Source organism: Rhizobium sp. CG4, assembly GCF_023701965.1.
Taxonomy (GTDB): Bacteria; Pseudomonadota; Alphaproteobacteria; order Rhizobiales; family Rhizobiaceae; genus Agrobacterium.
This window is the reverse complement of the sequence record NZ_JABAEG010000002.1, coordinates 166,701-179,593: the sequence shown is the minus strand read 5'-3', so window position 1 is coordinate 179,593 and position 12,893 is coordinate 166,701. Positions and strand designations below refer to the sequence as shown.

Sequence of the window (12,893 nt, the reverse complement as noted above, 5' to 3'; positions counted from 1 at the left end):
TCTAACTCAAAACACCTGCCCATATTGCGTGCCGCCCTGAATGGTCACGCCCTGTGCGACCATGCCGGTGCTCAGGCGTTTCAGCTGGATATTGGGCATGGATTTCAGCCGTTGCGAGAAGGTGTTGACCGGTGGCAGGAAGCTTTCCTTGTAACCCTGATCGACCGCCCAGGTCTTGAAGTCCTCAAACAGCCGGCTGGTGCGCAGCCAACCGCCTTGCGGCTCAAACGATGCTGGAACAACGCGGATATCGAACCATTCATTGAGCGGATCTAGCAGCAGCCAGGAATTCAGCGCGTCTTTTGAGCTTTCGGGAATGGAATAACCGCCATTCTTTTTCAGCCGGATGGCGCCGGCCACCGCAAAACCCAACAGCAGATCCAGCTCTTCCGCCTGAATGCGCTCGGCAATATCGGTAATGACCTCGCTCTCGGGGATGGTGCGGTTAAATTGCATGACCACCAGACGGCGGCGCAGGCCGCGATCAATGCCGCCATTAAAGCGGGGCAGGGTGTTGGTGGTAAAACAGTGCAGGGCGCGGGGCGAAAAGCTCACGACGTTTTTATAAAGGCTTCGGCCTTCAATAGGGTTGCCGGTGACCGCCGCCTTGAATTCCTCACCGGCAATGGCCGCCGCACTCAACTCGTCCGCGACATTGGCAGCCTTGCCAGCAAGGTTGATGATGCGTTTTTCATCGTTGAAAAACGCCGGTGAGATCGACGACACCGCACCGTCGGGCAGAAGCGCGCGAAACAGTGCGGCGATGGTGGATTTGCCGTTGCTGGCGGTTTCGCCCAAGAGAATGAAGGCTTTCGGCTGTTTGACGCGTGTGGCAAGGCCGAAGGCAGCAGCCCCCAGCATTTCGGAAATCAGATGGATTTTGCTGTCCGCATCGACATCACCCTTGAAGGCACCGGTCAGCAGGAGGTGCAGCAACGAACCATCAGGCGGTTTGCTGTCGGTGTGCAGATGATATTCGGCATCGATGGTGAACCGAAACCGGTCCTGCGGATCATGGTCACGGCAGGTCACCTTTCCGCTGTCATCAATGGTAATCGTGCAGTTTCTGGCATTCATGCCGACCACGGGGTTCTTGAAAAAATCATCATCACAAACCCGGGTGCCGAGTTCATTGAGAATGCCGTCAATCATCCGTTTGCCCAGCTTCAGCGGTATTGCCTTGGCACCAATGGCAACTGCGTCAAGCGCATGCACCGCAAGGCGAATTTTTTGGTCCGGTATCGGTCGCCATGCCGACGGACCAAAGGCCCAGAATTTTCCCTCTGCCCGTACGATGTCGCCGCCACAGGCCTGTTTCAACGCCTGCTGAAACTCACGCGCCAGCCAGACCTCGGACCCGTAGCTTTGCGGCGGAAAATGCTCTGGCATGTCCTCAATACCGTCAACGCCACGCGGTTTGCCCTGTGTTGTGATTGCCGATTTGCCGATTGATGATTTACCGTGGGCCGATGGTACGACTGCTGTCACGGCCGGTTTGCTGTCTGGCGGGGCAGGTGGCAGATAGGGACGCATCGTCTGGCGCATGAATGTTTGCAGCCTGGCCTTTGTCCAGCCGGCATCCACCGCATCGGCACAGTCCCAGCCACGACTGGGCAGGTTTCCGGCCTGCCAGTCCGCATAGGAGAAAACCTCTGCCTCTGAGGCCTTGTCTGTCTCGGTAAACCCGACCAGCTGCACCTTGGCGGCGAGTGCCGTCAGGCGCTGCGCAATATCGCTTGATGTCGACAGGCCCGACACATCGAAATCCGGCCAGATGAGAATGTCGCGACCTGCCAGGGGTGACCAGTCGGTGTGTTTGGCGCCTTGCGTGCCGCCCGCCCATGACACAACGCTGTGTCCGGTCGCCTTGCGCAGGCTGTCGCGGCATTTTTCGCCTTCCACGACAATGACCTTGCCGCTGTCAGGCAGTTCCTGCAGGCCATAGAGAGGTCGTGGTTTGGGGAAGGGGAAACGGCACCATGTCTGCGCGCCGTCTTCCAGCCGCACAAACATCACCATCGGCGTTTCCTTGGTGCCACCGGGCAGGTCGTGCCGCAGCACATATCCCATCAGCGAACCATCGCGGTGGCGATAGGGAAACACCATTGAAGGGGCAAATGCGCCCCATTCCGCCCGTTTGCTGCGGCGTTTGGGATTATAGAGCCGCACGCGCCGGCCGGGCAGCAAGGGTTCAACAGGGGGTGCCAACGGCACAATACCGTCATAGGCATCCGTGGCGGGGGTCTCAGCGCGCGGGATGTGGTGATGGCTGCTGTCACCACTGCCCAGCAGGCGCATCGCCTCAGGCAGGCTGACGCCTTTCAGTTTGCGCACAAAATCCAGCACGTCACCATGTTCACCACAACCAAAGCAGTGAAACCGCTCAATGCCGTCCTGTCCGGCATAAATTGTAAATGATGCCGTGTTCTCTGCGTGGAACGGGCAGCAGGTTTGGTATTCGCGACCGTTGCGCTGCAGCCTGTAACCGTAGCTCGCCACGGTAGAAGACAGCGACACGTCGCGGCGCAGCCGTTCGACATCAGATGACATATTGTTGTGACTCATGTTGAATTATGTTGCGATTATCGCAACGTATTCGACGTAACGCAAGCCACCGGCCGCGAAATATTTGCGGTCAAAGTGGTTTGCGGGTTTTGGGGATAGGGACTTGCGGCAGGGTTTAGGCTTTGACAAAAAGAGTTATGTCTCAAAGCGATCACGAGGACGCCAGGATAATTCACCGCTCAAACATGTTCGAGCCGCTGTTACTCGCCGACCCCACCTTTCGGGAGCCTTGGGAAAGGCTCCGGCGCGAGCAGGAATCTGACGAAGAGGTGAGTGGCTATTTGATTGCTGGGGAATTCGCCTGCCATTTGATCCGATGTCTGGAAGCGGGTTATACATCGCGTTTTACCGCTGTTTTTCAGGTTGTAAAAGACTGGCATACCCATGGCGTCCAGTACGTGAATGACGCAGCAATCGTCGGTTTTCTGGAAGATTTGCAGAACGAAAATCTGCACAACACGACCAAACCGGATGATTTTCTGCCATGGATGCACCCGGAAACAGTGACATGGTGGCATAAGGTACGTGACTTCTGGGAAAAGGGAGTGCCTTTGGGCTGAGCGATGGGAGACGTCTTCCACTGCGTAGACGCGCGCCACTGGCTTCCCTCTCTGGCGTCATCCCAGGGCTTGACCCTGGGATCTAACCACGTATCCGCAACCGCGACATATCTGGTCAACATGATTAGATCCTCGCCTCAGGGGCGAGGATGACGTGGAGTGAGTGGTTGGGGCGTTGTTTGGCGCTGAGGGTCCAACAAACGCTCCTCATGCCTAGTGCTTGTCACAGGCATCCAGCCGACGCGCGTCGGCGCGGCGAAAAGAGTCTATTCATCCCCAAGACTGGGGATGACTGGATCTCTGTGTCATCCCTCGGGTCAAGCCCGAGGACAGAGATGAGGGAGGATGTTGCGCCGTTCAGCACAAATAGCCGGTCATGGTCGGGCGTGCATACTTCCAACACCTGTACTTACTACATGTAGCCATTCATCCCACTCAGGCCGGACTGTCCGGCGATGTGGCCCTGTCACCCAGAATAAGCCGGTACCCCTGTCGGTAACCCACCGTTTCAACCGAAATGCCGGAGCCTTCCAGCTTGGTGCGCAGATGGGACATGGCCACCTTGAAAGCCAGGTACATTTTTTCCTGCGTCGGTCCGCCATCTGGATCGTCGGCATACATTTCGGAAAACACCCGTTCCATGTGTACGGGTTTTCCCTTGCCGCTCCAGATGGCGCGCAAGATACGGGCCTGCTGTTCGGTAATGCCATAGACCTGTGTCGCGAGATCTGCGGTCATCACCTGCACACCTGCGCCGCAGCACGGGCAGTTCACGCCATATTTGCTTTCAAGCGGTTGTGGTGCCGGGGCCGGCTCCGGCATCTCCTCCTGCGGCAAAGGCCCGGCAAAACCGATATTGCCAATGCGGTCATTCAAATGGTCGCCATCCAGCGGCCGCAAGATGCGGTCTGTCTTGCCGTAATGCCAGTTCCAGACCAGATAGCAGCGCATGTAACGACGCACTTCCTGGCGACTGCCCAGAGAAATTACCCAGACGGGATCGCCGCCGGTGGTCTTGCGCATCAGCTCGGAACCGGCTTCCGGGCGCCGGCGACCGACCATGTTGCGCCAGTACAGCTTGCCATCGCGGTAATCAAACAGCGCGCGGGCGCGCTCCTTGTCGATCTGGTTGAAGGTTTGCCAGCTTGGAAAACGGTCCAGCGGGTTTTCAATTTTCCTGTAGCTGCTGAGACGTGGTTTTTTGACGAAAATGTTCATGATAAAGCACCCTGACTGACGGTGTTTTCCAGTCTGCATTTGGCTGAGCAGGCAGGCACCGCCGGTTTTCTGGCAAGTTGCCGTTTGGGGACTTTGCGAAGTGTGTTGCCACGCCTGCGATAACCGGTGCGAACCTGCCCGTGGCGGCGCTCGCGGTTATCTGCTTCAAGGCGTTTTGGCCGAAGCGGCGAGGGGAAAGATATGTTGCTCATCGCGATTTCACCATCCCGTCGGGGCGGCCCTGAACATGCGACAGGCGCCTGAGATGATTGGCGAGCGAGATGAGGTTCTCTGCGGTCTGGCCGGTGATGACGAGAAGTGTTTCTTCAGCAACCACGCCACCGCGCATCACGCAACGACCGACAAGACGATCAATCATCTCTGCCTGATCCAGCATAGACAGCGGCGACTGGCGTTTCGCCATCGTGTCCGTGTCTTGCTGAGGGTTGTCGCGCATGGTGTTCATCCCGGTTAATTGCTTATGTTGTCGTAATCAACAATATGTTGTGATTATAACAACGTCAACAGATAACAACACTGATAGGCAGAAAAAATGAAGCGGCTGGAAGCGTGTGATTATCGGCAGGCCGCATCACTGGAATTATCGATATATTACGGTGCTTTGAGCGTGCAAAAATGCCTGGCTTCTCATGCGATGAAGACTCGCAAAACGCCGCAATAGTGATCGTCTTTTCCATGCGCTCTTGCAAAATGTTGTGAAATTTGCAACAAATGCACAACGCTGCGCATCCAAGAGAGAATTTTATGGCCGAGATTGATGGCGAATGGTTTCACAACAGGTTGAAGGATACCGGTAAATCGCTGCGTGCGCTTGCCCGGCACCTGAGCTCTGACCCGTCTGCCGTGTCGCGCACATTCTCCGGCAGCCGCAAGATGAAGATGGAAGAGGCGGTCCAGATTGCCATCTTTCTTTCCGTGCCGGTGTCAGAGGTGATCAAACACGCGGGCATCACATCAGAGGCTGATGCCCTGCAAGCAAGAATTCTGCTGGCAGCCACCATTGATGAGGATGGCGCGCTGCATATGCTGCCGGAACCCCGGCCGCTGCCGCAAGCGGTTATCGAAAAGGCGCAACTGGCCGCCAGTGGCCATTACACACGGCAGATCATTGCCGCGCAGATCCGCGCATCCTCGGGCACTTTGGCAATATGGGATGATGCGGTGGTCCTGTTTAGCCAGTCGGAACTGGTTGATCCGGCCGCGATTGGCGCGCTGTCCATCTGCGGGCTGCGTGATGGCAAGCAGATTTTGGCCAGGGTGGAGCGTGCGCGAAAGACCGGGGAAGCAGACCTTGTTTCACCGGCCGGCAAGATCGAAGACGCCATTTTGACCACCGCCACACCTGTCATTGCGCTCATCCCCTGAGGGAACATAACCCAAGGGGAGGTGGCAGATCAGCTTTGTCTTCCATGTTAGGGATACGCATAGCGCCGCTTTTGCTGCTGAAACGTCAGCGAAGGCATCGTTGGTCGTGAAGACCGGGCGGGTGTGAAATGTCAGGAAAACGACTGGCACCGGCTGAAGGAGTTTCGCAAAGTCCGGAGTATTCAGCCCCCAACCCATCGTTTTCCTGATGTTGATAAAATAGCATCATGTTGTGATAATGTCAACATTCACGTTAATCTATTTACCGATCTTTATCGTTTCAGTCGACGCGCCAGCAGCGCACCGGCATCGCCAATGACAATTGCCGGGATCAGCACCAGTGCCATATCATTGATATGTTTGGGCACATCGACCACCACAAGTGACAGCCCAAACCACGGATTGATGATCTGCACACAATAGATCGCCGCCCACCACAGGCCAAACGGCACCACGATCAGCAACCGACCAAGACGCGTTGCGCTCCAGCGATCTGCCGCTTCTGCAACGGCAATATCACGCGCCGCCTCAATGCTTTTGATTGTCTGTTCGGCAGCCAGCCGGTCCCTGTCGGTTTGCGCTACCAGTTTGGCCTGATAGGCGGCAAGAAGGGGGCTGGTGAACTTTTCCACCACACCGCCCAGCAGAAGTTTGCGCAGCCATGTCATTTTGCCCAGCCAAACCTGTGCGCCAGATAATACCAGCCTTCCGCGACAAGGGCGGCCACCATGCCGAAAGCCAAGTGCAAACCGGTCGCAAGGTCCGGGTCATTGGACAGGATGTGCCCCATGTCAGGCGCAATCAGCCCCTTGGTGACAAGGATTGCCGCGACATAGCGCAGGAAGATGCGGGTGAAGACGAATGTCATGTTTGCCACCTCGATTGAAGATGGCGGCAGCATCGGGCAGGGATGGTTGTGGTGGCGAACCCGGAGCGGTCATAGGTAACGCAAGCCGGTCACCACTTTCATTGGAATTAGAGATGAGCAGACAGCGCGCCGGAGGCAAAGGCTTTTACCAGCAGCACCGCAAGCGGGGAGAGAACGAGTAACAGCAAGGCCCACAATGCGTTGCGAATGCGGTCTGCCAGTTTGCCGACACTGCCTTCAATGCGCAGAAGCGCGGCATTGATGTGTGGCTGCTGCGCCTCCAGCGTCACAATCCGCTCCCTCATGTCGTTGATCCGCCCATGAAGCTTTTCAAGTTCGCCTCTGGTGACTTCATCCATTGTACCGCTGCCATGTTGATCGTTTGGCGACAGGGTACGGCCGTGATGGTTGCCCGCGAAAATCCAAGCCGTGTCGGACCATAGGCAAGACAAGAGCGGTTTAAAGAGTGGCGTTATCCGCTTATGATGTGCGGTACGAACCGCGAAAGATTGGCTGTTATCAGCGATTTGTCTTCACGAATGCCAATTCCGCAGGCCTGATCGCCGACAATCCAGCTGCCCAGCACCGCGTGTCCGGCCTCACTTTCAAACAGCGGTGCATAGGCCTGCACGATGTAACCCTCGTCACCGTAATCGCCAGGGGCTGCCAGCAGTTCACGCCCGTCACGAAACAGGCTGACATTTTCGCCTTCACGCGACAAAAGCGGTTTCACCACATAGTCGGACAATCCGGCGGCGTCCGCATCATCGGCAAAAAAGCTGGGCAGAAGATTGGGATGGCCGGGGTAACGCTGCCACAGCAGTGGCAACAACCCCTTGTTGGACAACACGGCCTTCCAGGCCGGTTCAACGAACACCTGGCCGTTGTCGATAAGCTGCTCGGCAAAGGTCTCGCGCAGCATAAACTCCCACGGGTACAGTTTGAAGCAACGCTCGATGACGCGGTTCTGCAGGTCGGAATAACGGCCCTCGGCGTCAATGCCAATTTCCCTGACATCAAGGAACTGTGCCCTGTGACCGGCCTGTATGGCGCAGTCCATCAGATAGGCCGTGGTGCCGTAATCTTCGGTGCTGTCGGAGATGGCGGCGAAATGGAAAATCCGGTCCTTTGAGAACTGACCAAAGGCATCGACCAGCTTTTCCTGCACGGAGTTGAACTGGTCCGTATCCGGCGAAAGGGCGCCAAGGGCAATCTGGTCGATCAGCCAGTTGTACTGGAAATAGGCCGTTTCAAACAGCGAGGTCGGTGTGTCGGCATTGTATTCCAGCAGTTTGGCAGGGCCGTTTCCATCATAGGCCAGATCAAAACGGCCATAGAGATGGCGGTCGCGCCGTTCCCAGGAATTTCGCACCACATCATGATACTCACGGGGAATGGCCAGCCGGTGAAGCGCCTGTTCGTTTTTGACGATATCGCCGACCAGATCCATGCACATGTCGTGCAGTTCCTGGCTTGGGGCTTCGATCTCGTCTTCTATCTCTTCCAGCTCAAAACAATAGGCCGCATCATCCACCCAATAGGCTTCGCCATACATTTCGTGAAACCTGAAACCAACGGCTTCGGCTTTTTCACGCCAGTCCGGGCGGGGTGCTAGAGAGATGCGGCGCATAGCTCAGCCTCCCAACCTAAAATGGCTTCCGCTACCGGCACTATGTCCGCTGCCAAAGCCGCTGCGGCTGGAGGTTTCAGTACGAGGGTTAAAGGCGCGGGAGTCATAGGGCACCATGCTGATCACATCTCGCAGCCCGCTCTGCTTGGCCTTGGCGCGTGCTTCAAGGTCCGGAACAACATTCTCACCATTTTTGTTGCGATAGATCGTTCTGCCGAAACTGCTATATCCACCTCCACTTGTGCTGGTGCCGGGTGGCGTTTGTTGCTCTTCTTCCATACGCTTGCGGTATGCGTGATAAGTGGCCAGCGAATATATGCCCGAAGGCAAATAAAAGCCTACCAGTTTGGGGCTGAAAACATCGTTTCCGGACGGATTGTTGGCAGGGTTTGTCGGCAGCATTTCACATGCGCGAGCACCATATTCCATTTCACATGCGGGCATATTGATGAACCGCGGCGCAGTCGCAACATGGTCCTTTTTCGCATCTTCTATTGCAACCTTGCACACATCCTCACTGTGGGTTTGTGACAGGCAGCGATCAAGAGAGTCGATGATGGTCTGATCTTTGCTGCAACTCGTCATCATAATCGCACCGGTGGCAAGCGTACCAAGGGTAAGAAAGGGATGTTCTCCCATCAGACGTCTGACCATGATGGCACCTCAATACGTCATGCAGGCGGCATTCAAAATGCCGATAACAACTGCAATGCCACCACCCCAGATACCGGCGGCAATGTCACCATTGGTGATCTTGCCGTGCAGATCCTTCATCGTGAAATTGGCGATGTAAAAGGCAATGACCTGAACGATGATGCCGATCAATGCCCAGAGCGCATAATCGATCAGGCTGACGGAATGCGCAGCAGCCGAGGCCAGCGGCAGGCTGAAACCGAGAAGCGCACCCAGAAATGCCACGATGGCCGCGAGATTGCCTTCGCGGATCAGCCGGGATTCCGTGTGCGGTGTCAGCAGCGTGTAGATGAAGATAAACAGCCCGTAGCAGGCAAGACCGGTAACGAAATAGGTGAGGAAAGCCGGAAGGCCTGCCAGATATGCGGACATCTAAAATAACCTTTGTGCAGAGAAACCGGGAAAGACCTGATGGTGACGGTGCGCTTCAATCAGCGCGGCGCACACCTGACGGGGCGAGGGCATTTGCGGGATGTTTACGGTGTGACGGGATGCCCGTGGCGCGCAGGAAAGCCAAACCCGTGCGTAGAGGTGACGGGGAAAAACGGCAAGGTGGGCATGGGGGGCACATCCGAATGAAGTGGGTCAATCAACAGAATCGGACGCTAGCGTTTTTCGCGTATGAGTTGAAGTGGTTAATTGACGCTGCACCTGAATTATCGTCAGGAAAACCATGTCCCTTGACCGGGCCGGTCCGACTGATGGCGCGATGGCATTGTGACGATTGCACCAAAAAAAGTGCCCAACCCCGAGGAGGTATCGGGGTTGGGCGTAGCTGCCCGTTTCGGGGACAGGGCGGGCAGTTTGCGTTTAGTGCGACTGCAGCTGTTTGACTTGCGGTTCGGCCATTTCCGTTTCCGTCTCATCCGCTTCCGGACGCTTTGTCCGCAGCAGTTTCAGCACGAAGACGAAGAATGCCGGTACAAAGAACACCGCCAGAATCGTCGCCGAAATCATGCCGCCAAGAACCGCGGTACCGATGGCGTTCTGGCTTGCAGCACTGGCACCGGATGCGATGGCCAGCGGCACAACGCCGAGTGTGAAGGCCATCGAGGTCATGATGATCGGGCGGAATCTGAGGCGGGCAGCCTCGATTGCCGATTCCAGCAATGGTTTGCCTTCGGCGTAGTTATCCTTGGCAAACTCGATGATCAGGATGGCGTTTTTGGCTGACAGACCGATAATCGCGATGAGACCGACCTTGAAGTAGATGTCGTTCGGCATGCCTGCCGCCATCACCGCCAGCACGGAACCAATCACCCCGAGTGGCACCACCAGCATCACCGACAGCGGGATCGACCAGCTTTCATAGAGACCTGCCAGGAGGAGGAACACGAACAGCAGGCTGATGCCGAACAGGAACGGTGCCTGCGAGCCGGACTTGATTTCTTCAAGCGACTGGCCTGTCCATTCAAAGCCGATACCATCTGGCATTTCGCTGGCAAGACGTTCCATTTCCGCCATCGCAACACCAGAGGAATTGCCCGGTGCCGGTTCGCCGGCAATACGCACGGTCGGATAACCGTTGTAACCGACGATCTGCGGCGAACCCTTTTGCCACTGTGCAATGGCGAAGGAGGAGAGGGGAACCATCCCGCCGCTGGCATTGCGCACGTTAAGCTTCAGCAGATCCTCGACCTGAAGGCGGTTACGATCCTGTGCCTGCACGATAACGCGCTGCATGCGGCCCGCATTCGGGAAGTCGTTGATATAGGACGAGCCGAGATTGGCGGTGATGGTGTTGTTGATGTCAGAGAAGGTTACACCAAAGGTGTTGGCCTTTTCACGGTCGATGACCAGCAGAACCTGCGCGGCATCTGGCAGACCTTCCACACGCATGCCCGAGAGAACCGGGCTCTGGCTGGCCTTGCTCATCAGGTCGCCAGCAGCAGTGGCAAGTGCAGTCTGGCCAACGCCGTTACGGTCCTGAAGGCGGAAGGAGAAGCCGCCGGTGGCGCCAAAACCGTCAATGGCTGGAGGCGACAGCGCAAAGCTGGTGGCATCCTTCAGACCAAACAACTGCATGTTCACACGGTCGGCGATTTCCTGTGCGGAATTGCCGTCACCACGTTCACTCCAGTCCTTCAGCGTCACGAACATCAGGGCAGCATTGGCACCACTGCCGGAGAAGCTGAAGCCCTGAATGGCAACAATGTCTTTGACCGCAGGTTCTGCACGGAAGATCTTTTCGATCTGCTCAATGGATGCGGTTGTGCGGTTGGCACTGGCTTCCGGTGGGCCCTGAATATCGACAATCAGGTTGCCCTGGTCTTCCGCCGGAACGAAGGACGATGGCAGGCTGATGAACAGGTAACCGAGACCGGCAACCAGCGCGAGATAGATCACCATCATCCGGCCGGCACGTTTTGCCATGCCGCTGGTGACGTTGACATAGCGGTTGGTCAGGCCGTTGAAGTTACGGTTGAACCAGCCGGCCAGACCCTTCTTTTCGTGATGGCCCTTCTTGATGGGCTTGAGGAAGGTAGCGCAGAGCGCAGGCGTAAGCGACAGCGCCAGGAAGGCCGAAAAGGCAATCGACACGACCATGGTCAGCGAGAACTGACGATAGATGATACCCGTGGAGCCCGGGAAAAACGCCATGGGAATGAACACGCAGGACAAGACAAGCGTAATGCCGAGGATCGCCCCGGTAATCTGCTTCATGGCTTTGCGTGTGGCGGCCTTGGGCGAAAGCCCTTCTTCCGCCATGATACGTTCAACGTTTTCAACAACCACGATGGCGTCATCAACCAGAATACCGATGGCCAGAACCATGGCAAACATCGTCAGCACGTTGATGGAAAAGCCTGTCGCATACATGACCGCGACCGTACCCAACAGGGCAACCGGCACCACCAGTGTCGGGATGATGGTGTAGCGGAAGTTCTGCAGGAACACGAACATCACGACGAACACGAGAACAACCGCCTCGATCAGCGTCGATACCACCTTGTTGATCGACGCGGAAACGAACGGGCTGGTGTCGTAAGGCGTCGCGTATTCCACGCCGGCGGGGAAGAACTGCGACAGCTCATCCATCTTGGCCTGAACCGCAGCAGAGGTTGACACGGCATTGCCAGTTGAAGACAGCTGGACACCGACGGCGGCGGTTGGCTGACCGTTCAGGCGGCTTGTAAAGTTATAGCTTTCCGCGCCGAGTTCGACACGCGCCACATCCTTCAACAGCACGGTGCTGCCATCCGGATTGGCACGCAGAATGATCTCGCCAAATGCCTTTGGATCGGACAGCTGGCCCTGAACTAGCACGGTCGCAGTCAGATCCTGCGAAATCGGGTTGGGGGCGGCACCAATCTGGCCGGCAGCAACCTGCGCATTCTGCGCCGAAATGGCGGCATTGATATCTGACGCCGTCAGATTAAGGCCAACCATCTTGTCCGGGTCGATCCACACGCGCATGGCGCGCTGGGCGGCAAACAGCTGGGCACGGCCCACGCCATCGAGACGACGCAATTCGCCCAGAACGTTACGGTTCAGGTAGTCACCAAGTGCCACCTCGTCCATGCTGCCATCGGTGGAGGTGAGGGTAACCATCATCAGGAAGCCGGAGGCGGCTTCTTCCACATTGATACCCTGCGATGTCACGGCAGAAGGCAGGCGCGATTCCACACGACGGATGGCGTTCTGCACATCCACCGAGGCCTGGTTGATGTCGGTGCCAGCCTCAAAGGTTGCGGTGATGCTGACGGCACCAGACGTATCGGAGGTGGACTCGAAATACATCATGCCGGAAACGCCATTCAGTTCCTCTTCGATCTGACGCGTCACACCCTGATAGATCTCCTGCGGAGATGCGCCGGGATAGGAGGTGGAGATGGTAAGCTGTGGTGGCGCGACCTTGGGGTACTGCGCAATGGGAAGAAAGGGCAGGGCAATGATGCCTGCAATCGAGATAAACAGGGCAAAGACCCAGGCAAGAATCGGCCTGCTGATAAAAAACTGTGCCATCTTGTTA

General features: G+C 56.8%; 13 protein-coding genes. 2 read left to right on the top strand and 11 right to left on the bottom strand.

From position 1 onward, the window contains the following. Positions 1-6: 6 nt before the first annotated feature. On the bottom strand, positions 7-2,550 hold the full coding sequence (locus HGO37_RS05990; protein WP_250982585.1) for a CHC2 zinc finger domain-containing protein: 2,544 nt from the start codon (positions 2,548-2,550) through the stop codon (positions 7-9). 152 nt (positions 2,551-2,702) lie between these two features. Between HGO37_RS05990 and HGO37_RS05985 the strand changes: the two genes are divergently transcribed. Beyond that, complete coding sequence (locus HGO37_RS05985) at positions 2,703-3,125, top strand: DUF7674 family protein (RefSeq protein WP_250982584.1); 423 nt, start codon at positions 2,703-2,705, stop codon at positions 3,123-3,125. A 435-nt stretch (positions 3,126-3,560) separates the two neighbouring features. On the opposite strand, the gene HGO37_RS05980 is transcribed toward HGO37_RS05985, so the two are convergent. Genes HGO37_RS05980 through HGO37_RS05970 form a run of 3 tightly spaced genes read right to left on the bottom strand, consistent with a single transcriptional unit; the run spans position 3,561 to position 4,800 of the window. After that, positions 3,561-4,343 carry a helix-turn-helix domain-containing protein gene (locus HGO37_RS05980; RefSeq protein ID WP_250982583.1) on the bottom strand — a complete coding sequence of 261 codons (783 nt, stop codon included), beginning with the start codon at positions 4,341-4,343 and terminating at the stop codon, positions 3,561-3,563. Then, complete coding sequence (locus tag HGO37_RS05975; protein WP_250982582.1) at positions 4,340-4,555, bottom strand: hypothetical protein; 216 nt, start codon at positions 4,553-4,555, stop codon at positions 4,340-4,342. Before HGO37_RS05975 ends, HGO37_RS05980 begins: the two co-directional genes overlap by 4 nt. After that, on the bottom strand, positions 4,552-4,800 hold the full coding sequence (locus tag HGO37_RS05970; RefSeq protein WP_250982581.1) for a hypothetical protein: 249 nt from the start codon (positions 4,798-4,800) through the stop codon (positions 4,552-4,554). Before HGO37_RS05970 ends, HGO37_RS05975 begins: the two co-directional genes overlap by 4 nt. Before the next feature lie 308 nt (positions 4,801-5,108). Here HGO37_RS05970 and HGO37_RS05965 point away from each other — a divergent pair, with 308 nt between their 5' ends. Beyond that, complete coding sequence (locus HGO37_RS05965) at positions 5,109-5,729, top strand: helix-turn-helix domain-containing protein (RefSeq protein WP_250982580.1); 621 nt, start codon at positions 5,109-5,111, stop codon at positions 5,727-5,729. Between the two features lie 272 nt (positions 5,730-6,001). On the opposite strand, the gene HGO37_RS05960 is transcribed toward HGO37_RS05965, so the two are convergent. The 7 genes from HGO37_RS05960 to HGO37_RS05930 form a co-directional block, all read right to left on the bottom strand. Next, positions 6,002-6,397 carry a hypothetical protein gene (locus tag HGO37_RS05960; protein WP_250982579.1) on the bottom strand — a complete coding sequence of 132 codons (396 nt, stop codon included), beginning with the start codon at positions 6,395-6,397 and terminating at the stop codon, positions 6,002-6,004. After that, entirely contained in the window at positions 6,394-6,597 is a 204-nt protein-coding gene (locus tag HGO37_RS05955; protein WP_250982578.1) for a hypothetical protein, read from the bottom strand. Before HGO37_RS05955 ends, HGO37_RS05960 begins: the two co-directional genes overlap by 4 nt. A 107-nt stretch (positions 6,598-6,704) precedes the next feature. Next, on the bottom strand, positions 6,705-6,956 hold the full coding sequence (locus tag HGO37_RS05950; RefSeq protein WP_250982577.1) for a hypothetical protein: 252 nt from the start codon (positions 6,954-6,956) through the stop codon (positions 6,705-6,707). A gap of 113 nt (positions 6,957-7,069) precedes the next feature. After that, positions 7,070-8,227, bottom strand: a complete 1,158-nt coding sequence (locus HGO37_RS05945) for a glutathionylspermidine synthase family protein (protein WP_250982576.1) — start codon at positions 8,225-8,227, stop codon at positions 7,070-7,072. A gap of 3 nt (positions 8,228-8,230) precedes the next feature. Then, positions 8,231-8,881 (bottom strand): DUF1190 domain-containing protein, encoded by a 651-nt coding sequence (locus HGO37_RS05940; protein WP_250982575.1) that lies wholly within the window; start codon positions 8,879-8,881, stop codon positions 8,231-8,233. Positions 8,882-8,890: 9 nt separating this feature from the next. Beyond that, on the bottom strand, positions 8,891-9,292 hold the full coding sequence (locus HGO37_RS05935) for a DUF350 domain-containing protein (RefSeq protein ID WP_250982574.1): 402 nt from the start codon (positions 9,290-9,292) through the stop codon (positions 8,891-8,893). A 438-nt stretch (positions 9,293-9,730) separates the two neighbouring features. After that, on the bottom strand, positions 9,731-12,886 hold the full coding sequence (locus HGO37_RS05930; RefSeq protein WP_250982573.1) for a multidrug efflux RND transporter permease subunit: 3,156 nt from the start codon (positions 12,884-12,886) through the stop codon (positions 9,731-9,733). Positions 12,887-12,893: the final 7 nt, after the last annotated feature.